The sequence below is a fragment of the Pseudarthrobacter sp. PS3-L1 genome (assembly GCF_030063285.1).
Lineage (GTDB): Bacteria > Actinomycetota > Actinomycetes > Actinomycetales > Micrococcaceae > Arthrobacter.
On the sequence record NZ_JASISU010000004.1, the window covers coordinates 203,243 to 229,075 of the forward strand.

The 25,833-nt window shown below is 60.8% G+C and carries 23 protein-coding genes; 18 read left to right on the plus strand and 5 right to left on the minus strand.

The window, feature by feature from the left end; genetic code table 11:
• Positions 1-107: 107 nt before the first annotated feature.
• Positions 108-1,025, minus strand: a complete 918-nt coding sequence (locus QMG79_RS12275) for a carbohydrate ABC transporter permease (RefSeq protein WP_283538887.1) — start codon at positions 1,023-1,025, stop codon at positions 108-110.
• Positions 1,022-1,927: a carbohydrate ABC transporter permease gene (locus QMG79_RS12280; RefSeq protein ID WP_283539249.1), complete on the minus strand. Its 906-nt coding sequence runs from the start codon at positions 1,925-1,927 to the stop codon at positions 1,022-1,024. The genes QMG79_RS12275 and QMG79_RS12280 overlap by 4 nt, the downstream gene beginning before the upstream one ends.
• 556 nt (positions 1,928-2,483) lie before the next feature.
• Here QMG79_RS12280 and infA point away from each other — a divergent pair.
• The 10 genes from infA to glmM all read left to right on the plus strand — a co-directional run bounded on the left by infA (position 2,484) and on the right by glmM (position 9,538).
• Complete coding sequence (infA, locus tag QMG79_RS12285) at positions 2,484-2,705, plus strand: translation initiation factor IF-1 (RefSeq protein WP_011775571.1); 222 nt, start codon at positions 2,484-2,486, stop codon at positions 2,703-2,705.
• 70 nt (positions 2,706-2,775) lie between these two features.
• A complete protein-coding gene (gene rpmJ, locus QMG79_RS12290; protein ID WP_009358722.1) occupies positions 2,776-2,889 on the plus strand; it encodes a 50S ribosomal protein L36 in 114 nt (37 codons plus the stop codon).
• 184 nt (positions 2,890-3,073) lie between these two features.
• Entirely contained in the window at positions 3,074-3,448 is a 375-nt protein-coding gene (rpsM, locus tag QMG79_RS12295) for a 30S ribosomal protein S13 (RefSeq protein WP_283538888.1), read from the plus strand.
• 99 nt (positions 3,449-3,547) lie between these two features.
• Complete coding sequence (gene rpsK, locus QMG79_RS12300) at positions 3,548-3,949, plus strand: 30S ribosomal protein S11 (RefSeq protein ID WP_018769149.1); 402 nt, start codon at positions 3,548-3,550, stop codon at positions 3,947-3,949.
• A 135-nt stretch (positions 3,950-4,084) separates the two neighbouring features.
• Entirely contained in the window at positions 4,085-5,095 is a 1,011-nt protein-coding gene (locus QMG79_RS12305) for a DNA-directed RNA polymerase subunit alpha (protein ID WP_283538889.1), read from the plus strand.
• A gap of 74 nt (positions 5,096-5,169) precedes the next feature.
• The gene (gene rplQ, locus QMG79_RS12310; RefSeq protein ID WP_283538890.1) at positions 5,170-5,721 is read left to right on the plus strand and encodes a 50S ribosomal protein L17; all 552 of its coding nucleotides are present in this window, start codon (positions 5,170-5,172) and stop codon (positions 5,719-5,721) included.
• A gap of 32 nt (positions 5,722-5,753) precedes the next feature.
• Positions 5,754-6,656: a tRNA pseudouridine(38-40) synthase TruA gene (truA, locus tag QMG79_RS12315; RefSeq protein ID WP_283538891.1), complete on the plus strand. Its 903-nt coding sequence runs from the start codon at positions 5,754-5,756 to the stop codon at positions 6,654-6,656.
• A gap of 280 nt (positions 6,657-6,936) precedes the next feature.
• Positions 6,937-7,380 carry a 50S ribosomal protein L13 gene (gene rplM, locus QMG79_RS12320; RefSeq protein WP_283538892.1) on the plus strand — a complete coding sequence of 148 codons (444 nt, stop codon included), beginning with the start codon at positions 6,937-6,939 and terminating at the stop codon, positions 7,378-7,380.
• A gap of 36 nt (positions 7,381-7,416) precedes the next feature.
• Positions 7,417-7,926, plus strand: a complete 510-nt coding sequence (gene rpsI / locus QMG79_RS12325) for a 30S ribosomal protein S9 (RefSeq protein ID WP_283538893.1) — start codon at positions 7,417-7,419, stop codon at positions 7,924-7,926.
• A gap of 244 nt (positions 7,927-8,170) precedes the next feature.
• A complete protein-coding gene (gene glmM, locus QMG79_RS12330) occupies positions 8,171-9,538 on the plus strand; it encodes a phosphoglucosamine mutase (RefSeq protein ID WP_283538894.1) in 1,368 nt (455 codons plus the stop codon).
• On the opposite strand, the gene QMG79_RS12335 is transcribed toward glmM, so the two are convergent.
• A complete protein-coding gene (locus QMG79_RS12335; RefSeq protein WP_283538895.1) occupies positions 9,535-10,368 on the minus strand; it encodes a D-alanyl-D-alanine carboxypeptidase family protein in 834 nt (277 codons plus the stop codon). The genes glmM and QMG79_RS12335 overlap by 4 nt on opposite strands.
• A gap of 47 nt (positions 10,369-10,415) precedes the next feature.
• On the minus strand, positions 10,416-11,381 hold the full coding sequence (gene coaA, locus QMG79_RS12340; RefSeq protein ID WP_283538896.1) for a type I pantothenate kinase: 966 nt from the start codon (positions 11,379-11,381) through the stop codon (positions 10,416-10,418).
• 128 nt (positions 11,382-11,509) lie between these two features.
• On the opposite strand from coaA, the gene glmS reads away from it, so the two are divergent.
• The 8 genes from glmS (at position 11,510) to QMG79_RS12380 (ending at position 24,004) form a co-directional block, all read left to right on the plus strand.
• A complete protein-coding gene (glmS, locus tag QMG79_RS12345; protein ID WP_283538897.1) occupies positions 11,510-13,402 on the plus strand; it encodes a glutamine--fructose-6-phosphate transaminase (isomerizing) in 1,893 nt (630 codons plus the stop codon).
• A gap of 4 nt (positions 13,403-13,406) precedes the next feature.
• On the plus strand, positions 13,407-13,754 hold the full coding sequence (locus QMG79_RS12350; RefSeq protein ID WP_283538898.1) for a holo-ACP synthase: 348 nt from the start codon (positions 13,407-13,409) through the stop codon (positions 13,752-13,754).
• A gap of 16 nt (positions 13,755-13,770) precedes the next feature.
• Entirely contained in the window at positions 13,771-15,339 is a 1,569-nt protein-coding gene (locus QMG79_RS12355) for an NAD(P)H-hydrate epimerase (RefSeq protein ID WP_283538899.1), read from the plus strand.
• A 79-nt stretch (positions 15,340-15,418) separates the two neighbouring features.
• The gene (gene glgX / locus QMG79_RS12360) at positions 15,419-17,701 is read left to right on the plus strand and encodes a glycogen debranching protein GlgX (RefSeq protein WP_283538900.1); all 2,283 of its coding nucleotides are present in this window, start codon (positions 15,419-15,421) and stop codon (positions 17,699-17,701) included.
• Positions 17,698-20,025, plus strand: a complete 2,328-nt coding sequence (gene treY, locus QMG79_RS12365; protein WP_283538901.1) for a malto-oligosyltrehalose synthase — start codon at positions 17,698-17,700, stop codon at positions 20,023-20,025. The genes glgX and treY overlap by 4 nt, the downstream gene beginning before the upstream one ends.
• Entirely contained in the window at positions 20,022-21,785 is a 1,764-nt protein-coding gene (gene treZ, locus QMG79_RS12370; RefSeq protein ID WP_283538902.1) for a malto-oligosyltrehalose trehalohydrolase, read from the plus strand. The genes treY and treZ overlap by 4 nt, the downstream gene beginning before the upstream one ends.
• A 50-nt stretch (positions 21,786-21,835) precedes the next feature.
• Positions 21,836-22,873, plus strand: a complete 1,038-nt coding sequence (gene mgrA, locus QMG79_RS12375) for an L-glyceraldehyde 3-phosphate reductase (RefSeq protein WP_283539250.1) — start codon at positions 21,836-21,838, stop codon at positions 22,871-22,873.
• Positions 22,874-22,918: 45 nt separating this feature from the next.
• Positions 22,919-24,004 (plus strand): inositol-3-phosphate synthase, encoded by a 1,086-nt coding sequence (locus tag QMG79_RS12380; RefSeq protein ID WP_283538903.1) that lies wholly within the window; start codon positions 22,919-22,921, stop codon positions 24,002-24,004.
• Positions 24,005-24,108: 104 nt separating this feature from the next.
• Here the strand turns inward: QMG79_RS12380 and QMG79_RS12385 are convergent, their stop codons facing one another.
• Positions 24,109-25,803 carry a formate--tetrahydrofolate ligase gene (locus QMG79_RS12385; RefSeq protein ID WP_283538904.1) on the minus strand — a complete coding sequence of 565 codons (1,695 nt, stop codon included), beginning with the start codon at positions 25,801-25,803 and terminating at the stop codon, positions 24,109-24,111.
• Between the last annotated feature and the right edge of the window lie 30 nt (positions 25,804-25,833).

Below are 25,833 nucleotides of genomic sequence, written 5' to 3' on the forward strand. Positions count from 1 at the left end.
CAATGGTGCCGTGCCCAGCAAGCCTGGGGACCTTGGCGTTTGCGGTGGAGGAGAAAAGGAAGAGCTCTGAGTTGTCCGGTTAGTGCGGTGGGCCTGGGGCAGGTCAGTCAGCCTGTGACACTGCCCTGGGTGAGGCCGGCGACGATATACCGCTGCAGCATTGCAAACACCACAAGGATGGGCAGGATCACGAGGACTGCGCCGGCCATCATGATTCCCCAGCCGGCGCCGTTGCCCTCGGAGTTCTGGAGCAGTGTGAGCCCGACAGGGAGGGTCATGCTCTCGGGTTTATCGGTAATGATCAGCGGCCAGATGTATTCGTTCCATTCGCTGACAACCGTCACCAGGGCCACCGTTGCGATCGTGGGAAGCGAGACAGGCGCGACAACCTGCCATAGGCGTCGCCAATGTCCTGCACCATCGATCTCTGCTGCTTCAAGAATTGAGGCAGGGAGTGTGAGGAAGTGCTGGCGAAGCAGGAATGTACCGAATGCTGTCCCAAGCCCAGGGAGAATGATCCCCCAGAGGGTGTTTTTTCCTCCCATACCGGCAATGAGGATGTAGTTGGGAAGAATCGAGACCTGGGGTGGAACCATAAGGGCAACCAGGATCAGAACGAAGATGGCGTTCTTGAACGGAAAACGGACAAAAACCAAGGCGTACGCCGTGAGTATCGCCAGCAGGACCTTGATGCTGGAACCAACCACAGTGACGATGGTGCTGTTGAGGAAGAACTGACCGAAAGGGACTGTGGTCATTGCGACCCGATAGTTTTCCGGGTCCAGGCCTGCCGGCAGTAACGAGAGGTCGAGTGTTACGATCTCGCCGGGTTTCTTGAAGGAGCTCAGAACCATCCAGAGCAGGGGAAGGAAGACTACAAGGACGGCAATAATCAGGGGGAGGTAACTGCCAAGCAGTGTGCCGATGAGGTTCGCCCTACTGAAGGGGCCACGTCGCGCGATGTCTGCCGGCACGGTTTCTGTTCCTGGGCTGGAATCTTTGACAGGTGCAGGGGGAGTGCTCATGAGTAGTGCACCTTCCGTTCTACGAAGCGAAGCTGGACCACTGTGATGACCAGGAGGATCGCAAAAAGTACCACGGAGATGGCAGCAGAGTAGCCAGCCCGGTTGAACGCTCCGAACGCCTGCAGGTAGGACTCATAAATGAGCGTGCTGGTCCCTGTTCCAAGTGGGGTCATGATGCGAATCAGGTCGAATGCCTGCAGCGAACTGAGCATGGTCGTGATGAGCAGGAAAAAAGTAGTGGGAGAAAGCAGCGGAAGGGACACACTGACAAAGCGTCGGAAAGGCGTTGCCCCGTCGAGGGCTGCCGCTTCTAGGACGTCGGTTGGCAGCGACTGGAGCCCGGCAAGGAAAACGACTGCGCAGTAGCCCAGGTTCTTCCACACATAGACGATGATCACCATGGCCAGGGACAGTTGCGGGTCATTGATCCACTGCGGGCTTTGCTGGCCCAGCCCACGCAGGAGCCATGACAGCACTCCATAGCCGGGATCGAAGATGAATAGCCAGACCAACCCCACGCCGACGCCTGAGAGTACATAGGGTGCAAAGACTGCCGAGCGGGCGAATGTGGTGCCGCGGGCCCCAGTGTTGAGGGCCAGTGCCACGAGTAGACCTAGAACCATGGATCCGCCCACCGTCGCAAGGGTGAACACGGCTGTGGTTCCCAAGACCTTCGTGGCGTCGGGGCTGGTGAAGAACGTGACATAGTTCTGCAGCCCAACAACTGTTGCTGACGCTGATCCGAGCGTCCAGTTCAGGGTGGAGTAATACACGTTGTTGATAAGTGGCAGATACGTGAAGACTGCTATCAGTGCCAGATTGGGTAGGGCCAGAGCAAGGAAAACGAAGAAATCGCGCCGATTCCTGGCCGACCGGCGTCGTTTGCGGGGAACGTGGTTCATGCTGCCGGACTGATCCGTCCTGCTCTTCTGGCCGGGATCATGACCTGGTGCAGCGTCAGTGAGCGCAGAACCATGGCGCGGAGTAAGTTGCTGGGTCATCGAACTCTTACGGTGGTGCCCGTGGATGGGGCTGGCGGATGGGAACTGAGATCACTGAACCACACCCGAAAGTCGTCGATGGCCGAGAACAGCCCAGCTACGCGTTTGTTGTTCGAGGCTTCCAGCGCCGTTCATGTGCCGTTGTCGCGGGATCACCACAACGTTCCATTCCGGGTCCGGGCTCGAGGGAAGTCGCACGGAGCCCCGAAGCACATTCAGTAGCTTCTTGACACCGGGCCTGCTTGGGTACCCTGCCGGCCATGGTGCGCCCAAGCGAGGATTGCGATACCATGACCGGATTTAACTTTCCCGCCGATCTGGCGTAATGTTGTTTGTTGGTTGTCAGCCCCTTCGCGCCCAATTGGGTCTAGGTGGCGACAACCGACCAAACAAAAACGTTCGTGGTCATGTCAGGTGCAAACCGTCAGGGCTGCGACAACAACAGTTAGCGGAGGGTATGGCCAAGAAGGACGGGGTCATTGAGATCGAGGGTGTTGTGACTGAGGCGCTTCCCAACGCGATGTTTCGCGTTGAGTTGACGAACAAGCACGTCGTTCTCGCTCACATCTCAGGAAAAATGCGTCAGCACTACATTCGAATCCTCCCTGAGGACCGGGTAGTGGTGGAGCTCAGCCCGTACGACCTCACACGTGGTCGTATCGTCTACCGCTACAAGTAAATTGCTGGGCGTCCACGGCATCAGCCGTGTTCGCTTCAGTTGACCACACTGTTACACGCAAAGGAACGCCATGAAGGTCAAGCCGAGCGTTAAGCAGATCTGCGAAAAGTGCAAAGTGATCCGCCGTAATGGCCGGGTCATGGTGATCTGCGAGAACCCGCGCCACAAGCAGCGCCAGGGCTGATTTCTTCTTTCGAGAAGAAACCCTGGGCTGCAACCCACGCAAGTAAATACAAGGCAGCACAAGCTGGGCCAGTACGTGAGAACTTACGGAACTGGACAGTTGACCCCCGGTCAGAGGCTGGGGCCGCACAGCACGTGCGGGTGTACTGCCTACGACCTCTGGTTTAACAAGGAGTACCGCCACTATGGCTCGTCTCGCTGGCGTAGACATTCCCCGCGAAAAGCGGTTGGAAATTGCGCTCACTTACATCTACGGCGTGGGTAAGACCCGTGCACACGAAACCCTGGCTGCCACTGGCATCAGCACCGACGTCCGCGTCAAGGATCTGACTGACGCACAGCTGGTTGAACTGCGTGACTACATTGAAGGCAACTACAAGGTTGAGGGTGACCTTCGCCGCGAAGTAGCAGCAGATATTCGCCGCAAGGTTGAAATCGGCAGCTATGAAGGAATACGCCACCGTAAGGGCCTGCCCGTCCGCGGACAGCGTACGAAGACAAATGCCCGTACCCGCAAGGGCCCGAAGCGTACCGTCGCCGGCAAGAAGAAGGCGCGCTAAACCGCACCTGCCGATCTCCCCACCCAGGTGGGGAAAGTATCAGGCACGTGAGGGTCCAAGCGTCAGCTTTCCCCCAATAAACTTTCTGTAGGAGAAAAAATGCCCCCGAAGACTCGTGGCGCGGTTCGCAAGCCGCGTAAGAAGGACAAGAAGAACATCGCGCTTGGCCAGGCGCACATCAAGAGCACATTCAACAACACCATCGTGTCCATCACGGACCCGAATGGCGCTGTCATCTCCTGGGCCTCTTCAGGTGAAGTCGGCTTCAAGGGCTCACGTAAGTCCACCCCCTTTGCCGCGCAGATGGCCGCTGAAGCAGCAGCCAAGCGCGCCCAGGAACACGGCATGCGCAAGGTTGACGTTTTTGTGAAGGGACCGGGCTCAGGCCGCGAAACGGCGATCCGCTCGCTCCAGGCCGCAGGCCTTGAGGTTGGCTCAATCCAGGACGTCACTCCCGCCGCGCACAACGGCTGCCGTCCGCCGAAGCGCCGCCGCGTCTAAGGCTTTACTTGGCAGCCGGAGCTTGCCCGCACCTTGCGAAAGGGGCGGGCAGGCCCGGCCGCGTTAAGTCTCAAGACAATATTTCCACCACCTGTGTTGCGTCATATAGCGGATGCTCGCCGAAAGGAAACCTAAGTGCTCATTGCACAGCGCCCCACCCTCTCCGAAGAGGTCGTCTCCGATAACCGTTCGCGTTTCATCATTGAACCGCTGGAACCGGGTTTTGGTTACACCCTCGGTAACTCCCTCCGCCGTACCCTGCTTTCCTCCATCCCCGGCGCTGCTGTCACCAGCATCCGGATCGATGGCGTGCTGCACGAGTTCACGACGGTCCCGGGTGTCAAGGAAGATGTCACCGAGATCATCCTTAACATCAAGAGCCTGTCCGTGTCCTCCGAGCACGATGAGCCTGTTGTGGCTTACCTGCGCAAGCAGGGCCCCGGAGTCGTCACCGCAGCGGACATCGCTCCGCCGGCCGGCGTCGAATTCCACAACCCGGATCTGCACATTGCCACGCTGAACTCGAAGGGTAAGTTCGAGCTTGAACTGACCATTGAGCGCGGCCGCGGCTACGTTTCGGCAGCTCAGAACAAGTCCGGTGACTCGGAGATCGGCCGTATCCCGGTTGACTCCATCTACTCACCGGTGCTGAAGGTTACTTTCCGCGTGGAAGCAACCCGTGTTGAGCAGCGCACTGACTTCGACAAGCTCATTGTCGACGTCGAGACCAAGCAGGCCATCGCCCCTCGCGATGCCGTTGCTTCCGCAGGTACCACCCTGGTGGAACTGTTCGGTCTGGCCCGCGAGCTGAATACCGCAGCTGAAGGAATTGAGATTGGCCCATCGCCAACCGACGCTGCCCTGGCAGCTGACATGGCGCTGCCGATCGAGGACCTGGACCTTACAGTCCGTTCCTACAACTGCCTCAAGCGTGAGGGTATCCACTCCGTGGGTGAACTCGTGGCCCGCTCCGAGGCTGACCTGATGGACATTCGTAACTTCGGTGCAAAGTCCATTGACGAGGTCAAGGCAAAGCTGGTTGAACTGGGTCTGTCCCTCAAGGACTCACCTCCCGGTTTTGACCTTGCCGCCCGCGCCGCAGCAATTGAAGAGGACGACGCCGCCTACGGCGACGACGAACTCTAACAAGCAGATCTTGGCTGGTCGGCTGGTGCACTGTTATGCACAGCCAGCCGGCTTCCATATGAGGAGAAACAATTATGCCTACACCCACTAAGGGTCCGCGTCTCGGCGGCGGCGCGGCTCACGAGCGTCTGATGCTCGCGAACCTGTCAGCAGCCCTGTTCGAGCACAAGCGGATCACCACCACTGTGACCAAAGCAAAGCGACTGAAGCCTTACGCAGAGCGCCTGGTCACTTTCGCCAAGCGTGGCGACCTTGCGTCCCGCCGTCGCGTACTCGGCCTGATCAGCAACAAGGGCATTGTCCACGAGCTGTTCACCGATATCGCACAGGCTGTTGAAAACCGCGATGGCGGTTACACCCGCATCACCAAGATCGGCAACCGCAAGGGCGACAACGCTCCCATGGCTGTCATCGAACTGGTTCTCGAGCCCGTTTCGCCGAAGCAGGCAGTTGTTGCCGAAGCCACGTCCGCTGCCAAGCGCGACGCCGACAAGAAGGAAGCCGCTGCTGCACCGGCTGCCGAGGCCGACGTTGCTGAGACCGAAGCACCTGCGACTGAAGACGCTCCTGCTGCTGAGGCAGCACCGGCTGACGAAGCACCCGCAGAGGCCAAGGACGCGAAGTAGTCGCGCAAGCTCAGTGATCTAGACTTAGGGTCATGAGTGACAAGAAGCCCGCCATCTTCCAGCAGGGAGGGGGCGGGTTTCTGCGTATCCGCCTTGATGTTGCCTACGATGGCGCACCCTTCAGCGGCTGGGCCATCCAACCGGGACTCCGGACTGTGCAGGGGACCCTCGAAGAGGCTCTGGCCCTGATGCTCAGACGCCCTATCCGCGTGACGGTTGCAGGGCGTACCGACACCGGCGTCCACGCCCTTGGCCAGGTCGTCCACGTGGACCTGCTGGAGTCTGAATGGGCCCAGATGAACAGGGGAGCTGAACTTGACCCAGCTGTGGCTTTGCTTCGCAGGGTTCGGGGTGCGATGAGCCGGGGACTTCGGGAGCTGTCCGGATCCGTGGAAGTCCGCAACGCCATACTTGCACCTGATGGTTTTGACGCGAGGTTCTCCGCGCTGTGGCGTCGGTACAGCTATCGCATTGCCGACGGTGACAAGCTGTGGGACCCGCTGCGACGCCATGTCACCCTGTGGCATCCACGACAGCTCGACGTTGGGTCCCTCAACGAGGCGGCACAGCCCCTTTTGGGCCTCCAGGACTTTACCTCGTTCTGCAAACCACGGCCCCGGGCTACTACCGTCCGAGAGCTCCAGCGCTTCGAGTTCACGAGGGAAGACGACGGGGTTATCCGTGTCGATATCCAAGCCGATGCGTTCTGCCACAATATGGTCCGGGCCCTGATTGGCTCGGCGTTCCAGGTGGGGGAGGGGATAGAGGCCCCAGGATGGATGTACCAGCGGCTACAGGCAAAAATGCGTGACGCCCGGTCGGTACTGGCAGATCCCCACCCACTTGTCCTGGAGGAAGTTGCCTATCCAACGGACTCTGAACTGCGCCAACGTGCTGAGCTCACTCGAGCCCGGCGGCATGCCGTAACGCCGTGAGCGGCGCTGCTACCTCTACGCGCCGCCGTCGTGGTGTGGTGCTTTTGACCAGCGGGCAGTTATCGCGCTATTCTTGGTAGTCGTTGTGCGTGTCCTTTCTCGATGATGCGTGCCCACCTTGAATCCGGTTGCAGGATAACTCCTTGGTGGTCACATTCGAGACCAATGGATGACTGGTTATCTGGAGTCCTCACCTCTGTTCCGGTAGCGCATAGATAGTAGGTGCACGAGATCAGTGACGCCTAAACAAGAACGCCAGAATAAGAACGAGGCAAAAACCGTGCGTACGTACACCCCGAAGCCCGGCGATATCAACCGCCAGTGGCACGTCATTGACGCCACAGACGTTGTCCTTGGTCGTCTTGCTAGCCAGACCGCAATCCTGCTGCGCGGCAAGCACAAGGCAACTTTCGCCGCTCACATGGACATGGGCGATTTCGTCATCATCATCAACGCCGAGAAGGTTGCCCTCACCGGCGCCAAGCTTGAGCAGAAGCGGGCATACCGCCACTCGGGTTACCCGGGCGGCCTGACCTCCGTCAACTACGCAGAGCTCCTTGAATCAAACCCGGTTCGCGCTGTTGAGAAGGCTATCCGCGGCATGCTTCCCAAGAACTCGCTTGCTGCACAGCAGATCGGCAAGCTCAAGGTCTACCGTGGCGCCGAGCACCCCCACGCTGCCCAGCAGCCCGCAACATTCGAAATTACCCAGGTCGCCCAGTAGTCCTGGCCACCAAGCAACTTATATACAAGGAGAATCGTGGCCCAGAACGAAGAACTGACCACCGAAACCGTTGAGGTTGAGGAAAACCTGACCAGCTACACCTCAGAGAGTGGTGCAGCCGAAGCTGCAGCACCGAAGAAGGAGCGCCCGGCACTGACTGTTGCTGGCGCAGCAGTTGGCCGTCGCAAGGAAGCCGTTGCGCGTGTTCGCGTTGTCCCCGGCACCGGCAAGTGGATCATCAACGGCCGCGAACTGGCCAACTACTTCCCGAACAAGCTTCACCAGCAGGACGTCAACGAGCCTTTCCGGATCCTCGATCTGGACGGCGCGTACGACGTTGTTGCACGTATCCATGGTGGCGGCATCTCCGGCCAGGCCGGTGCACTGCGTCTCGGAATCGCGCGTTCACTGAACGAGATCGACACCGAGAACAACCGCGCTACCCTGAAGAAGGCCGGTTACCTGCGTCGTGACGCCCGCGTCATCGAGCGCAAGAAGGCCGGCCTCAAGAAGGCCCGTAAGGCTCAGCAGTACTCCAAGCGCTAAATGCGCCTACCCACCCCTCAGTCGCCAAGCGACTTTGGGGTGGGGCCCTTGGCTAATTTACTGCTTGGCTCCACAAGCGCTAAATGCGCCTACCCACCCCTCAGTCGCCAAGCGACTTTGGGGAGGGGCAAAGCCCGTCCTGCCATTGGCAGGGCGGGCTTTTTGCGTCCTGCCCTGATGGTCCCTGGCATTGTGCGCAATGGATAGTTGATGTCCTGGTCTGGACATCATCTAGACTTGGGCGGTGTCTAGAATATTTGGAACTGATGGAGTCCGCGGCCTGGCTAACGGAATGCTCACCGCCGAGCTGGCAATGAAGCTCGCCCAGGCTGCCGCTGTGGTGTTGGGACATGACCGTGCCACAGACGGAAAACGGCCACGGGCTGTTGTGGCGAGGGACCCACGTGCCAGTGGGGAGTTCATTGCAGCCGCAGTAGAGGCTGGCCTCTCGAGCTCTGGCATCGATGTCTACGATGCAGGGGTCCTCCCGACGCCTGCAGCCGCCTACCTGGTGGCAGACCTTGATGCCGATTTTGGCGTCATGATCTCAGCCTCGCATAACCCGGCTCCCGACAACGGCATCAAATTCTTTGCCAAGGGCGGGCGGAAGCTCCCTGACGCTGTGGAAGACGCCATCGAAACGCAGATGGGCAAGGAACCATACCGCCCCGTAGGCGCCGACGTCGGCAGGATCCAGCGTTTTTCTGACGCCGAGGACCGCTACGTCGTGCACCTGCTGGGGACCTTGCCGCACCGCCTTGACGGAATCAAGGTGGTCCTTGATTGCGCGCACGGAGCAGCTAGTGGTTGTTCACCGCAAGTTTTCAAGGATGCCGGGGCCGACGTCATTGTCATTGGTGCGGAGCCCGATGGCCACAATATCAACGAGGGCGTCGGCTCGACGCACCTGGGCCCCCTCAAGAAGGCCGTCCTGGAGCATGGAGCCCACCTTGGAATCGCCCATGACGGTGACGCGGACAGATGCCTCGCCGTGGACCACGAAGGGTCCGAGGTGGACGGCGACCAGATCATGGCGATTCTGGCTGTAGCGCTGAAGACCTCCGGGAAGCTCAAGGACGACGTCCTGGTTGCAACTGTCATGAGTAACCTTGGCCTTAAATTGGCCTTGCGGGACGCCGGAATCAGCATCAGGGAAACAGGCGTAGGGGACCGGTACGTTTTGGAAGGCATGCGTGAGGGCGGGTACAACCTCGGCGGGGAACAGTCTGGCCACGTTATTTTTGCAGATCACGCCACAACAGGAGATGGTGTCCTCACCGGCTTGCAGCTGGCTGCGCAGGTTGCGCTGACGGGTCGCTCCCTCAAACAGCTCGCCACGATCATGACCAAACTCCCCCAGGTCCTGATCAACGTCAAGGGCGTGGACCGCAATCGGGTTAAGGGTGATGCGGTCCTGGCTGAGGCCGTACTTCAGGCAGAAGTCGAACTTGGCGAGACCGGCCGAGTGCTGCTGCGTCCGTCCGGCACGGAGCCTGTGGTTCGTGTCATGGTGGAAGCGGCAGACGAGCAGACCGCTGAATCCATTGCCGAACGGCTAGCTCACGTGGTGCGGAGCGAATTGGCGCTGGAGTTGGTCTCGGACAGCCTTTAAGGATAACCAGGCGCAGCGTCGAGGCCCAGGAATTCCTCCAGCGTCGCAATGCCTCCGTCGCGCATTGCCGTTGCTGCTTCACTGCCGACGAAGCGAACGTGCCACGGCTCGTAGAAGTACCCGGTGATCGCGTGGAACATCAACGGGTATCTGACGATAAAGCCATACCTGGCGGCGTTCCCCGCCACCCAGATGGCTGCCGGCTGGTCGGCAAAACATGGCTGGAAGCTGCATGCACCGCCGTCGTCCGCCAGGTCGAAGGACCATCCTGTCTGGTGCTCTGAATACCCTGGCCGGGCAGATGCGGTATCGGCATCGGCCTGGCCCCGGCTCGAGACGAAACCTTCATACGTGGCACGTTGGGTCTCGAAGGACCGGAAGCCGCTGGCGAGGACCAGCCCCACGCCGTCGGCAGCGGCGGCTGCAAACATTGCTTCGGCAGCCTGGGCTGTGGTGCTGTTGAGGAGCGCCGCTTCGCCGGTGGCGGCCGTGGAGATCAAAGGGGCTCTGAGGTCCGCTGGGCGGAAGTCAGCGGGCGCTAGGGGACGCGATTTGTTCACCACCAGCCAAGGGCTTTCTGGGTCAGCGATGGAGTGCTGCACAGGCAGGCCCGCAGCGGGAGCCGCCGATGGCGTCGGTGTCGCCGCGGGGGGTACTTCAGGGGTGGGCTCCGTGCTAGGGGAAGGAACTACAGTGCGGGAAGGGACCGGGGGGCCTGCGGAGGCTGATGAAGATGGTGGCCCGCCGGTGCAGGCGGAGAGGACGCCCAAGCCCAAGCCCGTTGCCAGCAGGAAGCTGAACTGCCGTCGTCCAGTGAGATGCACATTCACGGTGGTGCCTCCGGATCCTTGTTGTCCGTTGTCCTCCTGGAAAAATCCTAGACCTTGCGGAGCAGCATTCGCCGGATGGAGTGGTTGGCGTCTTTGGACAGTACTAGCTGGGCACGGCCTCGCGTGGGCAACACGTTTTCTTCGAGGTTGGGCTCGTTGATCCGTTTCCAGATATTTCGTGCTGTGCTTTCGGCCTCAGCGTCGGAGAGCGTGGCGTAGCGGTGAAAATAGGATTCTGGCTGGGCAAACGCTGTGGATCGCAGGCTCCGGAACCGATCGACGTACCATTCCTCGATGAATGAGGTCTTGGCGTCTACGTAGATGGAAAAATCGAAGAAGTCACTGACTGCCAGTCCCTGCTTGCCGTCCGAGCGTGGCCTGGCAGGGGCCAAAACGTTCAGTCCCTCAACAATCAGAACGTCAGGTCTGCGGACCACCACTTCCTTACCGGGCACGATGTCATACGTAACATGCGAGTACCAGGGGGCCCGGACCTCCTCTGCTCCGCTTTTAACCTCGCTGACGAAGCGCAACAGCGCCCGCCTGTCGTAGGATTCCGGGAAGCCTTTGCGCTCCAGGAGATCCCGGCGCTTCAACTCCGCCAGGGGGTACAGGAACCCATCGGTGGTAATCAGTTCCACGTTGGGTGTTCCTGGCCAGCGGCGAAGCATTTCCCTCAGGACACGGGCAATGGTGGATTTCCCTACGGCTACGGAGCCGGCAACGCCAATAACAAATGGGGTCCGCTGCGTCTGCTCGCCCAGGAATGTTGTAGTCGCTGCGTGTAACTGCCCGGCGGCCTCGACATACAGGTGCAGCAAGCGTGACAGGGGCAGGTACACCTCACGAATCTCCCGCATGTCAAGGGGGTCGCCCAGGCCGCGTAGTCGCAGGATGTCCTCCTCGTTGAGGGGCTGTTCCATCTGGGCCGCAAGACGGGACCACGTGTGTCGATCCAGTTCCACGAAAGGGGAAGCGCCATCGGCATGGGATTCATTGCGTTGCAGAGTCACCCTAGAGATTCTGCCCTCCCCGCGGACAGGAGCGAAATGATGGGGGAGGGTAGTGCTCCAGCCAGGCCGCGGGTGGGGCGTGAGTCTCCTGTCAGCGTCACCCCGTCGGAGACGATAAGCTTGTGTCCATGTGTGGAATCGTAGGATATGTGGGCCATTCGAATGCCCGGGGAACAGTCGGATACAACGCGTTGGACGTGGTCCTTGAGGGGCTGCGCCGTCTTGAGTACCGCGGGTATGACTCTGCCGGGGTCGCAGTCATCACGCAGGGAGAGGTGGATGCCCGCAAGAAATCGGGCAAACTCAGCAACCTGCTTGCGGAACTCGAGGAACATCCCCTCCCCGCGGCCAGCACTGGAATCGGTCACACCCGCTGGGCTACCCACGGCGGCCCTACGGACCAGAATGCGCATCCGCACCTGGCCGACGGCGGCAAATTGGCCCTTATCCACAACGGCATCATCGAAAACTTTGCCGAGCTCAAGCGTGAACTCCTGGACTCCGGGGTAACTTTCGTATCAGAGACAGACACTGAGGTAGCTGCTGCCCTCCTAGGCCGGATCTTCCGCGAGGACCTCGACGGGGACACCTCGGATGGCGCCCTGACCCGCGCCATGCAGCTTGCCTGCCAGCGGCTGGAAGGGGCATTCACGCTTCTCGCCGTCCATGCAGATCACCCGGACGTTGTCGTGGCAGCCCGCCGCAACTCACCGTTGGTGGTGGGCCTCGGGGATGGTGAGAACTTCCTGGGCTCCGATGTTTCAGGCTTCATCGACTACACCCGCCGGGCCGTTGAATTGGGACAGGACCAGATCGTCACCATTACTGCTGACACCGTGGAGATCACAGACTTCTACGGAAATCCGGCCGAGGGCAAGGAGTACCACGTTGACTGGGACCCTGCCTCGGCAGAAAAGGGCGGTTTCAGCTCCTTCATGGAGAAGGAAATCCACGATCAGCCGGATGCTGTAGGCCAGACCCTCCTGGGCCGGTCGGACATTGACGGCAGGCTGACCCTTGACGAACTCCGGATTGATCCCGAGCTCCTGAAGCAGGTCAACAAGATTGTGGTTCTTGCCTGTGGCACTGCTGCCTACGCCGGAATGGTAGCCAAGTATGCGATTGAAAACTGGTGCAGGATCCCCACGGAAGTGGAGCTGGCCCACGAATTCCGTTACCGCGACCCCATCCTGGACTCAAATACGCTGGTCGTTTCCATCAGCCAGTCCGGCGAGACCATGGACACGTTGATGGCGGTCCGCTATGCGCGGGAGCAGGGCGCAAAGACCATCTCCATTTGCAATACCAATGGTTCAACGATCCCCCGTGAATCCGACGCCGTCCTGTACACCCATGCAGGGCCGGAAATTGCCGTGGCTTCCACCAAGGCATTCCTGGCGCAGATCACTGCCGCCTACCTGTTGGGTCTTTATCTGGCGCAGCTTCGCGGCAATATCTTCTCCGGCCAGATCAAGGATGTCCTGGCGGACCTTGGCAAGATCCCCGCGAAGATCCAGAAAATCATCGACGACGCTGGTCCCCTCCGCGAGCTGGCACGCAGCATGAGTGATGCCCAGTCGGTCCTCTTCCTGGGGCGGCATGTGGGTTACCCGGTTGCCCTGGAAGGGGCACTCAAGCTCAAGGAGCTCGCCTACATCCACGCCGAGGGATTTGCTGCCGGTGAGCTCAAGCATGGCCCGATCGCGCTGATCGACGAGGGGCAGCCGGTCTTTGTTGTGGTTCCGTCACCACGGGGCCGGGACTCCCTGCACGCGAAGGTTGTCAGTAACATCCAGGAGGTCCGCGCACGTGGCGCCCGCACCCTGGTGATCGCCGAGGAAGGCGATGACGCCGTGCGCGACTACGCTGAGTTTGTCTTCTACGTCCCGGAGACTCCTACGCTCCTCATGCCGCTGTTGACCACTGTCCCGCTGCAGATTTTTGCAGCAGAACTTGCCGCAGCGAAGGGCTATGACGTGGACCAACCACGTAACCTGGCCAAGAGCGTGACCGTAGAGTAGAGCCATGATTGTTGGCATAGGCGTTGACGTTGTAGACATTGAGCGGTTCGGCAAGCAGCTGGAGCGCACACCAGGGCTCCGGGACAGGCTTTTTGTTCCTGCGGAACGCGAGCTCAACACGCGGTCCCTGGCAGCACGGTTTGCCGCCAAGGAAGCGGTGGCGAAGGTTCTCGGTGCCCCGGCTGGAATGAACTGGCAGGACTGCTGGATTGGACTCGACCACAGCGGGCCCACGGTGCAGGTCAAAGGGACGGTCCTGGCTGTTGCCGAATCCAAGGGCGTCAAACGCTGGCACCTGTCGATGAGCCATGACGGTGGTATTGCCATGGCTACAGTCGTGGCGGAATCCTGACGGGAAGCCCACTCACATGATCAGCGCCTATACCGGGAACCAGGTCAGGGAAGCCGAAAAGCCCCTGCTGGACCAGGGTATGGGCGCTGTTCTCATGCAACGGGCCGCCTTCGGGCTCGCAGGAGCCGTGGCCCGGGAGCTACAGGGCCGTGGTGCGCGGCTGTACGGCTCGAGCGCCGTGGTGCTGGTGGGGCAGGGGAACAATGGTGGAGATGGGCTCTTTGCCGCCGCACTGTTGGCCCGACGGGGACTGCGGGTACGGGCGGTCCTGATCGGTCCCGAAGCCCACTCGCAGGGGCTTAGCGCTTGCAGGAAGGCTTTTGTCGAGGTACTCAATGCCGACCAATACGACGCCGGATGGTTGGCTGAACGCTGCCTTGAACCAGACGTCGTGGTCGATGCCTTGCTCGGCACAGGGAGCAAGGGCGCCCTGCGGGGCATGATGGCCTCTGTCGCAGAGATTCTGGACGGAACGGAAGCCCTGGTATCTAGTGGGCGTCGTAGGCCGATTGTCATTGCGTGCGATGTCCCCAGCGGACTGGACTCAACAGCCGGAACCACAGCTGGGTCCGTCATCCGTGCCGATCTCACTGTCACTTTCGGCGGAGTCAAGGTGGGCACCGTGGTGGACCCGGGAGCAGACGCCTCAGGACGGGTTGAGCTGGTGGATATTGGGTTGGAGCCTTACTTGCCGCAGCCTTCCCTTCGGCGCCTGGAAACGGGCGATCTCGGCAGGCTCCTGCCTCACCCCGGGCGGCGCTCACAAAAATACACCAGGGGAGTCCTGGGAATCATCGCCGGAACCGCAGCCTACCCGGGAGCTGCCGTACTGGCGTGCCGCGGCGCCTTGGCTGCAGGGGTAGGGATGGTGCGGTACCTTGGCCCACCAGAAGTTGCTGATGCTGTCCGCGCTGCCTGCCCAGAAGTGGTCTGTAGTTCCGGCTCCGTTGACAGTCTCCACGTGCAAGCCTGGTTGGTGGGGCCAGGGATGGACAGCTCAGACCAAGCGCAACTCGAACGGGCCCGGCAAGCATTGGCCTCGGGGCTGCCCGTGGTGGCTGATGCGGGAGCGCTCCCGGTCCTCCCCGCAGAGTTGGGAGCCCATGTCCTGCTGACGCCCCACGCGGGAGAACTTGCCAGCCTGATGGCCCGGTTGGGAATCGATGCTGACCGTAAAGAGATTGAAGCGGACACCCTGCAGGCTGTGCGCAAGGCTGCTGCGGCCTCCGGCGCCACAGTGCTCCTCAAAGGTGCCACCACCGTGATTGCACACCCGGACGGTGAGGTTTTCAGCCAGGCTGATGGTGTCGCCTGGATGGCGACCGCTGGCAGTGGAGATGTCTTGGGTGGTATTGCCGGAGCCCTTATGGCACAGCTGGGCCACAACGCCGGCGCCTTTGCCTGGCTTCAACTTCCGGAGCAGGCCCGTTTTGCCGTCATTGGAGCCATGGCTGCAAGCCTCCACGGACGTGCTGGAGCCCAAGAATCTAGCGGCGGTCCCGTCTCGGCAAGCGGAATCGCTGCTGAGATTCCTGCAGTCTGGGCTAAGATCAGTGAGCTTAGTAATAAGCGGCCCACACTCTAGAGCGTCACAGCCCCATGCCCCCATGCGCCGTGGCGTAACGTCTGTGGAGACCAATAGAGGCATTTGACGAGGAGTACACATGGAAATTTGGCCTGGATCGGCGTATCCGCTTGGTGCTACCTTCAACGGAACTGGCACCAACTTCGCCATCTTCAGCGATCGTGCCGAAAAGATCGAGCTCTGCCTCTTTGACGAAGCTGGCGCGGAAACTCGCGTGGAACTCACGGAGGTAGATGGGTACGTGTGGCACTGCTACCTTCCCCACGTGCAGCCCGGCCAGCGCTACGGCTACCGCGTCCATGGTGAGTACAATCCCGGAGCCGGTAACCGCTTCAATCCGAATAAACTCCTCCTTGATCCCTATGCGAAGGCGATCCAGGGCCAGATTGACTGGGATCCCTCACTTTTCACGTATGAGTTCGGCGATCCTGACAGCATCAATAATGATGACTCTGCTGAGCATATGATGATGGGCATTGTCATCAACCCGTACTTCGATTGGGAGGGTGATCAGAACCTCCGGATTCCGTACCACAAGTCCGTGATCTATGAGGCTCATGTCAAAGGCCTGACCCAGCTGCATCCCGAGGTTCCTGAGGAGCAGCGCGGAACGTACGCGGGAGTTGCCCACCCATCAGTGGTTTCCCACCTGCAGAAGCTGGGGATTACTGCCATTGAGCTCATGCCGGTCCACCAGTTTGTCAACGACGGCACCCTGCAGGACAAGGGTCTGAGTAACTACTGGGGCTACAACACCATTGGATTCTTCGCTCCGCAGAACACCTACAGCTCCTCGGGAGACACGGGCCAGCAGGTCCAGGACTTCAAGGCGATGGTGCGGGCCCTTCACCAGGCTGGGATCGAGGTGATCCTCGACGTGGTCTACAACCACACCGCGGAAGGCAACCACCTGGGCCCCACGCTGTCCTTCAAGGGCATTGACAATGAGGCCTACTACCGGTTGATGGATGATGACCCGAAGCACTACATGGACTACACCGGGACGGGAAACTCACTCAACGTCCGCCACCCGCACTCACTCCAGCTGCTCATGGACTCGCTGCGGTACTGGGTCACGGAAATGCACGTTGATGGTTTCCGCTTTGACCTGGCCTCGACACTGGCCCGTGAGTTCTACGACGTTGACAAGCTGTCCACCTTTTTCGAGCTGATCCAGCAGGACCCAGTGGTCTCCCAGGTCAAATTGATCGCAGAGCCCTGGGACATTGGCCCCGGGGGCTACCAGGTCGGTAACTTCCCGCCGCAGTGGACGGAATGGAATGGAAAATACCGCGACACTGTCCGCGACTTCTGGCGGGGTGAGCACTCAACCCTTGGCGAGTTCGCGTCAAGGTTGACCGGCTCGGCAGATCTCTACGAACACTCCGGGCGCAGGCCCGTGGCCTCCATCAACTTCGTGACCGCCCACGATGGTTTCACACTTGCTGACCTGGTGTCCTACAACGAGAAGCACAACGATGCCAACGGCGAAGACAACAACGACGGCGAATCCCACAACCGCTCCTGGAACTCAGGGGCAGAGGGCCCCACTGATGACCCGGCAGTCCTGGGCATGCGGGCGCGCCAGCAGCGTAACTTCATCTCCACTCTGCTTCTCTCGCAGGGTGTTCCGATGCTCCTGCACGGCGATGAGCTGGGACGGACGCAGCGGGGAAACAATAACGGATACTGCCAGGACTCGGAACTGACCTGGATCAATTGGGAGTCCGTGGACCAGCCGCTGATTGAATTCACGGCCGCTGTCAGTGCGCTGCGGGCAAAACACCCGACTTTCCGTCGCAGCCGCTTCTTTGACGGACGCCCTGTTCCCCGGGGTGAGGGCGAACCGTTGCCGGACATCGAATGGCTCGATCCAGCAGGGTCTGCCATGAGCCCGGAGGATTGGGACAGCGGGTTCGGCCGTGCCGTGGGTGTTTTCCTCAACGGTGACGGCATTCATGCGCAGGACGAACGCGGACGCCGGATCACGGATGTGAATTTCCTGCTGTACTTCAATGCCCATGACGAGAAAGTCGACTACGTCCTTCCGTCGGACGAGTACGCCCCGGCGTGGGACATCATCATTGATACCGCGGGACACTCTGCGGATGCGCAGGCTCACGACGCCGGGTCGACGGTAGGTGTGGAAGCAAAATCGCTGGTGGTGCTGCGGGCCCACAGTCTTCCGGAGGTGGAGCCGGATTACTCTGTGGCGGCATCCTTGGCGGCACTGACGCATAACACCACCACGGAGACAGCGTCCTTGACGGCACCGGCCGATTACGCCCCGGTACATAGCGCCCCGGTAAATGGTGCAGCTGGTCCGGACGCCGGTGAGAGCAGCGGGAAGGACAGCGAATGAGGACGCCCACCTCTACGTACCGGTTGCAAATCCGGTCCGATTTCACGCTGCACGATGCTGCGGCGGTTGTCCCGTACCTCCATAACCTGGGTGCCGACTGGGTGTACCTGTCCCCGATTCTCACGGCGGAGAAGGGCTCCGACCACGGCTATGACGTCACGGATCCCACGGCTGTGGACCCGGAACGCGGTGGCCCGGAAGGGCTCCTCGCGCTCTCCCAGGCAGCCCGCAACGTGGGTATGGGAGTTCTGGTGGACATTGTCCCCAACCACGTTGGTGTTGAGTCACCTGCGCAGAACCCATGGTGGTGGTCACTGTTGAAAGAGGGCAGGGAATCCAGGTATGCCGAGGCGTTCGACGTGGACTGGGAACTGTCGGGCGGGAAGGTACGGCTTCCAGTGCTGGGCTCCGAGGATGACCTGGCTGCGCTGAAAATCGTGGACGGTGAGCTGCGGTACTACGACCACCGCTTTCCGCTGGCCGCTGGCTCCTGGGCGGAAGGAGATTCTCCCCAGGACGTTCACAGCAGGCAGAACTACGAGCTGGTGTTCTGGAAACGGGCTGACAGCGAGCTCAACTACAGGCGGTTCTTTGCCGTCAATTCCCTCGCCGGGATACGAGTGGAGGTTCCCTGGGTCTTTGACGAGGCCCATGCAGAGGTACGTCGCTGGTTCGAGGACGGGCTTGTTGACGGGCTGAGAGTGGATCATCCCGATGGGCTGGCAGATCCGGCAGCGTACCTTGACCGACTCAAGGACATGAGCAGGAATGCCTATGTCCTAGTGGAAAAGATCCTGGAACCAGGCGAGCAGCTCCCCGGAACTTTTGCCACGGAAGGAACCACAGGGTATGACGCGTTGACTGACGTGGACCGGGTTCTGGTAGATCCGGCCGGTGAGAAGCCCCTGGATATCCTGGACGCCGCGTTGCGCGAAAGCGACAGGCCAGCCAACTATGAGGACATGATCCGTGGAACCAAGCGTGTTATTGCAGATGGGATCCTACGGTCAGAGATCCTTCGTCTGGCTCGCTTGGTCCCTGCACAGGCTGGACTTGCAGTCAGTGACAGCGCTGACGCGATCGCTGAGATCATCGCGGCATTTCCGGTCTACCGCTCCTACCTTCCGATTGGCGCCGATGTCCTGAAGAATGCCGCGGCTGCTGCGGCACGCCACCGCCCGGAGCTGGGGACTGATATAGACAGGCTCCTGCCTGCGCTGCTCGACGGCGGCTCCGACGTGGGACGAAGGTTCCAGCAGACCTCCGGGATGGTCATGGCGAAGGGTGTCGAAGACACGGCGTTCTACAGGTACAACCGCCTGGGAACACTGACAGAGGTGGGAGCTGATCCCACCGAGTTTGCAGTCTCACCGCAGGAATTCCACCAGCGGATGGGACAGCGGCAGGCAAACCTGCCGCTGTCCATGACAACGCTGACCACCCATGACACCAAACGCAGCGAAGATACCCGGGCCCGAATCTCGGTTATTGCCGAACTTCCTAGTCAATGGAGCACCACGCTGAATGCCCTGAGGGCCCTGGCGCCGCTTCCCGATGGGCCGTTGGAAACATTGGTATGGCAGGCTGTCATTGGTTCCTGGCCCGCGTCCCGGGAACGGTTGCACAGCTACACCGAAAAAGCGGCCCGTGAGGCTGGCAACTCGACCACCTGGACCGATCCTGACCAGGCCTTTGAGGATAAACTCCGGGCTGCCGTTGACGCCGTCTTCGACAACCCCGACGTGAGTGCCCAGATCGAGCAGTTCGTCGCGGACATCAAGGCCTACGCCGACTCGAACTCGCTTGCGGCCAAACTTATCCAGCTCACTATGCCGGGTGTTCCGGACGTCTACCAGGGCACCGAATTCCATGATCGGTCCTTGTGCGATCCGGACAACAGGCGGGCAGTGGACTTTGAACAGCGCAGCGCAGCCCTTACTTCCCTGGATTCCGGGGAACTGCCATCCTCCGGGAGCGAAGAGGCAAAACTCCTGGTGACGTCGCGGGCCCTGCGCTTGCGGCGGGACCATCCAGAGCTCTTCGCTGGATACCGGCAGGTGCCAGTGACAGGCGCTGCGGCCGAGCATGCTGTGGCGTTCAACCGTGGCGGCGACGGAGGTGACGGCGCGATCAGCCTCGCCACCCGGCTGCCTGCAGGACTGGAGGAGGCTGGCGGTTGGCGCGACACCGCCGTCGAGCTCCACAGGCAGATGACCGATGTATTGACCGGAGCTACATATGGGCCCGGTTCCGTTGCGGTAGGGGAGATTCTTGCGCAGTTCCCCGTGGCCCTCCTGACACCTGTGGAAGGTAGAAAAGCATGACCCTGCAGAACACTGGTGCCGAGCGTTTTGACGTCTGGGCCCCCAAAGTTGACAGCGTGGTCCTTCATGCTGATGGCGAGCAGTACGCCATGGTCGCGGCAAGCGGAGCTTCGGGCTGGTGGACTGCGCCCCAGGCACCTGCTGGCGGCGAGGTCCGCTATGGCTACAGCCTGGATGGCGGTGACGTGGTGCCAGATCCGCGGTCCAGGCGCCTCCCGGACGGTGTCCACCGGCTCTCCGCCACGTTCGATCCTGCAGCCCACGTCTGGCAGGACACATCCTGGAAGGGACGTGACCTGCAGGGCTCGGTCATTTACGAGCTTCACGTGGGCACGTTCACCCCGGAAGGGACCCTCGACGCGGCCGTGGAAAAGCTCGATTACCTTGTCACGCTCGGCATCACCACCATCGAGCTGCTTCCGGTCAATGGCTTCAACGGCACGCATAACTGGGGCTACGACGGCGTCCAGTGGTACGCGGTCCACGAGGGGTATGGCGGCCCAGCAGGCTACCAACGGTTCGTGGATGCGGCTCACGGTGCCGGGCTGGCCGTGATTCAGGACGTTGTTTATAACCACCTTGGCCCCAGTGGGAACTACCTTCCCATGTTCGGTCCCTACCTCAAGGAGGGCGACGCCAATACCTGGGGCGACTCCGTCAACCTCGACGGCGCTGGCTCCGATGTTGTTCGGGAATACATCTTGGACAACGCAGCAATGTGGCTCCGGGACTACCATGTGGACGGCCTTCGGCTGGATGCAGTCCATGCGCTCCGTGACGAGCGGGCAGTGCACGTCCTTGAGGACCTGGCGGTTGTAGGCGACACAGTTGCTGCCGAGACGGGGCTGGTCCGCACGCTCATCGCGGAATCTGACCTCAACAACCCAAAATTGCTCTACCCTCGGGGAGACAACGGGTTCGGCCTTGCCGGGCAGTGGAGCGACGACTTCCACCATGCAGTCCATGTGGCGGTCAGCGGCGAGACGACCGGTTACTACGGCGACTTCGAATCGCTGGACACGCTCGGCAAAGTACTCAGGGATGGCTTCCTGCACGACGGCGGCTGGTCCAGTTTCCGCGAACGCCATCACGGCAGGCCCATCAACAAGGCACTGGTCCACCCGGCAGCCCTGGTGGTCTGCAACCAGAACCACGACCAGATCGGCAATCGCGCCACAGGCGACAGGCTCTCCCAGTCGCTGGACTACGGCCCTTTGGCACTCGCGGCTGTTCTGACCCTGACCTCACCGTTCACCCCGATGCTGTTCATGGGTGAGGAATTTGCAGCCAGCACGCCGTGGCAGTTTTTTACCTCCCACCCAGAAGCAGAACTTGGCAGATTGACGGCAGAGGGACGCATCCGGGAGTTTGAGAAGATGGGCTGGGATCCCGAGGTGGTGCCCGACCCGCAGGATCCGGAAACATTCCTACGCTCAAAACTGCTTTGGGAAGAAGTCTCTGGCGGGAACCATGCGCGCATGCTCGCTTTGTACCAGGATTTGATCCGGCTGCGGAAATCCGAGGCGGATTTGGCCAATGCCGGTTTTGCCACGACTGACGTATCTCTGGATTCCGCGGCTGGTTGGCTGCGATTCAGCCGTGGAATGCTGGAGGTCCTGCTGAACTTCTCAGACAGTGACGTTGCCCTGCCGGCACCGGGAGCGGAGATCCTGCTGGCCACCGGTCAGGCAACTGGCAGCGGCGAGAGCCTCCTCCTTCCAGCCTTGAGTGCGGTGGTAATCCGTAAGCCGGCGGCTTAACCGCAGTCCTTCCGTCGGGTTACCCGCATCACAATGGCAAGATGGTGATTATGACTTTCACGGCTGCAGATGACCGCTATGACACCATGCCCTACCGACGGGTTGGCCGGAGCGGACTCAAGCTTCCGGCCATCTCGTTGGGGCTGTGGCACAATTTCGGTGATGACAAGCGCTTTGATGAACAGCGGGCCATCCTGCGGAGGGCTTTTGACCTCGGCGTAAACCACTTCGATCTGGCCAACAACTACGGCCCACCGGATGGATCCGCCGAGACCAACTTCGGCCGCCACCTCAAGGACGACTTCCTTCCCTACCGCGATGAGCTGGTCATATCCACCAAGGCCGGCTACTCCATGTGGCCGGGTCCCTACGGTGACTGGGGATCCAGGAAATATCTTCTGTCCAGCCTGGACCAGTCGCTGCAGCGGATGGGCCTTGACTACGTGGATATCTTCTATAGCCACCGGCCGGATCCTCAAACACCTATGGAAGAGACCATGGGAGCCCTGGACCACGCTGTGCGCTCCGGGAAGGCCCTCTATGCAGGCATTTCGTCGTACACCCCCGAACAGACCCTTGAGGCTGCCCGCATCCTGAAGGATCTGGGCACGCCACTACTGATCCATCAGCCCAGCTATTCGATGCTCAACAGGTGGACCGAAGACGGCAGTCCCAACCTCTACGAGGTACTGGACCAGGTCGGCGCAGGTTCCATAGCCTTTTCGCCATTGGCCCAGGGCGTTCTTACGGACCGCTACTTGCAGGGGGTTCCCGAAGACTCCCGCGCAGCAAAGGCGCGGTTCCTGTCGGAGGAGTCGTTAACCGATGACAAACTGGACCGGGTCCGTGGACTCAATGCCATTGCCGCCGCGCGTGGCCAGAGCCTTGCCCAGATGGCGATCGCGTGGATCCTGCGAGATCAGCCCAAGGGCAGCCCTGTCACATCAGCGCTGGTAGGGGCGTCCAGCGTCCGTCAGTTGGAGGACACCCTCTCCGCCATTAGCAACCTGGCCTTCAGCCAGGATGAACTCACCGCGATCGATGAGTTCGCCGTCGAATCAGACATCAATCTATGGGCCGTGCGCTGACAGATTTCCTGTCAACGCACACCGTTCCACCAACTAAGGAGTTCCGTGTCTACCAATCCCATCCGGGTAGCCATTGTGGGAGTCGGCAACTGCGCCGCTTCCCTCGTCCAGGGCGTCCAGTACTATCGCGACGCTGACCCCCAGGCCACCATCCCCGGCCTGATGCACGTGGAGTTTGGCAAGTACCACGTCAATGACGTGCAGTTCGTCGCTGCGTTCGATGTCGACGGGAAAAAGGTCGGCGTTGATCTTGCCGATGCGATCCTCGCCAGCGAGAACAACACCATTAAAATCGCTGATGTCGAACCTACAGGCGTGAGTGTCCAGCGCGGTCACACCCTCGACGGGTTGGGCAAGTACTACCTCGAGACAATTGAGCAGTCCACCGAAGAGCCCGTCAACGTGGTGCAGGCCCTCAAGGATGCCAACGTGGACGTTATGGTCTGCTACCTTCCGGTCGGATCGCAAGAAGCGGCCGAATTTTATGCACAGTGCGCCATAGATGCTGGCGTTGCCTTCGTGAATGCCCTGCCTGTCTTCCTTGCTGGCACGAAAAAGTGGGCAGACAAGTTCACGGCCGCGGGCGTTCCCATTGTGGGGGACGACATCAAGAGCCAGATTGGCGCCACCATCACGCACCGCGTCATGGCCAAGCTTTTCGAGGACCGCGGTGTGACGCTTGACAGGACCTATCAGCTCAACGTTGGCGGCAACATGGACTTCAAAAACATGCTTGAACGCGACAGGCTGGAATCAAAGAAGATATCCAAGACGCAGGCTGTCACGTCCAACGTGACGGCGGAACTCGCTGCCAAGGATGTGCACATCGGACCGTCGGACTATGTCCAGTGGCTCGATGACCGCAAGTGGGCGTTTGTTCGCCTCGAGGGGCGCAACTTCGGCGACGCGCCTGTTTCGCTTGAATACAAACTCGAAGTCTGGGATTCACCCAACTCGGCCGGCGTCATCATTGACGCTATCCGTGCGGCGAAGATTGGCCTGGACCGAGGTATCGGTGGTCCGCTGCTCTCAGCATCCAGCTACTTCATGAAGTCTCCGCCGGAGCAGGCCAACGATGACCTGGCCCGAGAAAATGTTGAGGCATTCATCCGGGGAGACCTGCAACGCTAGTCTGCCCACGCGCAGCAGTACGAAAGCCCGCCCCATCGGGGCGGGCTTTTACTGTGACGTTGAAGGAACAATCCGTCGTGGTCCCATTGCCGCTGGCCCCGTGCCTAGAACAGCCCGGTGACCTGACCGCCGCCGTCGACGTCCATTCGTAGGGCAGCTGGATCTGCGGGCAACCCGGGCATGGTCATCACCGCACCAGTCAGGACCACAACAAATCCGGCACCCATGCGTGGGAGCAGTTCGCGAACATGAAGGGTGAAGCCCCGAGGCGCACCGAGGCGCGTCGCGTCGTCGCTGAACGAATACTGGGTTTTGGCTATGCATACAGGAAGGGCCGACCAGCCGTGCCGCTCACTGTCGGCCAGCTGCTTCAGCGCCTTCGCGGAAAACTCAACATCGCCGGCGCCATATATCTCCGTGGCAATGGTCCGGATCTTGTCCGCCACAGGAAGCTCCAGGCCATAGAGGAAACCAAAGGTCGAAGGCTTGTCGAGCGCATCTGCAACGAGCTCGGCCAGCTGGTCACCACCAGCGCCACCGCCGCCATCTGCCCAGACATCGGCGACGGCGGCCGGCACACCTTCGGCTGCACACCAGGCCAGAAGCCAATCCAGTTCTTCTGCCGTGTCGGAGCCAAACCTGTTGATGGCAACCACAGCCGGAACTCCAAAAGTTCCGATGTTGTGGAGGTGCCTACGGAGATTGGCCGCTCCGGCCGCCATCGCTTCCACGTCAGGTACGTCCAGATGGTCTCGGGCGACGCCACCGTGCATCTTGAGCGCACGGACGGTAGCCACCACCACTGCGGCAGCGGGCGCGACACTCCCAGGACCGGTCCCTGATACCCGAGACGTGATGTTCATGTATTTCTCAGCACCCAGGTCCGCACCAAATCCCGCCTCGGTCACCACGACGTCTGCCAGGCGGCGTGCAGTCTGCGTCGCTATCAGTGAGTTGCAGCCGTGGGCAATATTGGCAAATGGTCCACCGTGGATCAGTGCGGGTGTGCCAGCCAATGTTTGCACAAGGTTGGGTTTCAGGGCTTCCTTGAGAAGGACAGTCAGCACGCCCTGTGCGCCAAGATGTGCCACTGTGAGTGGTTCCCCAGCAGATGTGGCGCCGAACACCATGCGTCCCAGCCGGTCCCGCAGGTCCGACAGATCCCGCGACAGGCAGAAGACCGCCATGATTTCCGAGGCAACAGTGATCTGGAACCCGTCCTGCCTGGGCACGCCCTGGGTGGGGCCACCCAGCCCAATGACAATCTCACGAAGCGCTCTGTCGTTCATGTCCAGTACCCGCTTGAATGTCATGCGCCGGGGATCGATCTGGAGTGCATTGCCCTGATGAATATGATTGTCCACAAGCGCCATGAGCGCGTTGTTGGCGCTGGTAATGGCATGGAAGTCGCCCGTGAAGTGGAGATTTATGTCCTCCATCGGGACTACCTGGGAGAGGCCTCCACCGGTTGCTCCACCCTTCATGCCCAGCACCGGCCCAAGGGAGGGCTCCCGCAGGGCAACCATCACGCGGTGACCGGCCCGTGCCAGCGAATCGGCAAGGCCAACAGTGAGGGTTGACTTTCCTTCCCCGGCGGGTGTGGGAGACATCGCCGTGACCAGCACGACACGCCCAGCAGGCTCTCCCGCAGTGAGTAGCGCAGGATCTATTTTTGCCTTGTAGCGCCCGAACGGTTCGAGGGCGTCCTCATCGACGCCGCAGCGCTGCGCTACCTCCGTGATGGGCAGAAGAACAGCTTCCCTGGCGATCTCCAGGTCGGTCAGTACAGGGTCAGACATCGATGTCCTCAAGGGTCGGGATACAGGCAG

Excerpts from the sequence above, each read along its gene's own strand:
- rpmJ (WP_009358722.1), top strand. The coding sequence starts at position 2,776 with ATGAAGGTCAAGCCGAGCGTTAAGCAGATCTGCGAAAAGTGCAAAGTG.
- glmS (WP_283538897.1), top strand. The coding sequence starts at position 11,510 with ATGTGTGGAATCGTAGGATATGTGGGCCATTCGAATGCCCGGGGAACA.
- infA (WP_011775571.1), top strand. The coding sequence starts at position 2,484 with ATGGCCAAGAAGGACGGGGTCATTGAGATCGAGGGTGTTGTGACTGAG.
- QMG79_RS12385 (WP_283538904.1), bottom strand. The coding sequence starts at position 25,803 with ATGTCTGACCCTGTACTGACCGACCTGGAGATCGCCAGGGAAGCTGTT.
- treY (WP_283538901.1), top strand. The coding sequence starts at position 17,698 with ATGAGGACGCCCACCTCTACGTACCGGTTGCAAATCCGGTCCGATTTC.
- mgrA (WP_283539250.1), top strand. The coding sequence starts at position 21,836 with ATGACTTTCACGGCTGCAGATGACCGCTATGACACCATGCCCTACCGA.
- rpsM (WP_283538888.1), top strand. The coding sequence starts at position 3,074 with ATGGCTCGTCTCGCTGGCGTAGACATTCCCCGCGAAAAGCGGTTGGAA.
- glgX (WP_283538900.1), top strand. The coding sequence starts at position 15,419 with ATGGAAATTTGGCCTGGATCGGCGTATCCGCTTGGTGCTACCTTCAAC.
- truA (WP_283538891.1), top strand. The coding sequence starts at position 5,754 with ATGAGTGACAAGAAGCCCGCCATCTTCCAGCAGGGAGGGGGCGGGTTT.
- rpsK (WP_018769149.1), top strand. The coding sequence starts at position 3,548 with ATGCCCCCGAAGACTCGTGGCGCGGTTCGCAAGCCGCGTAAGAAGGAC.
- treZ (WP_283538902.1), top strand. The coding sequence starts at position 20,022 with ATGACCCTGCAGAACACTGGTGCCGAGCGTTTTGACGTCTGGGCCCCC.
- QMG79_RS12275 (WP_283538887.1), bottom strand. The coding sequence starts at position 1,025 with ATGAGCACTCCCCCTGCACCTGTCAAAGATTCCAGCCCAGGAACAGAA.
- rplQ (WP_283538890.1), top strand. The coding sequence starts at position 5,170 with ATGCCTACACCCACTAAGGGTCCGCGTCTCGGCGGCGGCGCGGCTCAC.
- QMG79_RS12350 (WP_283538898.1), top strand. The coding sequence starts at position 13,407 with ATGATTGTTGGCATAGGCGTTGACGTTGTAGACATTGAGCGGTTCGGC.
- QMG79_RS12355 (WP_283538899.1), top strand. The coding sequence starts at position 13,771 with ATGATCAGCGCCTATACCGGGAACCAGGTCAGGGAAGCCGAAAAGCCC.
- QMG79_RS12280 (WP_283539249.1), bottom strand. The coding sequence starts at position 1,927 with ATGAACCACGTTCCCCGCAAACGACGCCGGTCGGCCAGGAATCGGCGC.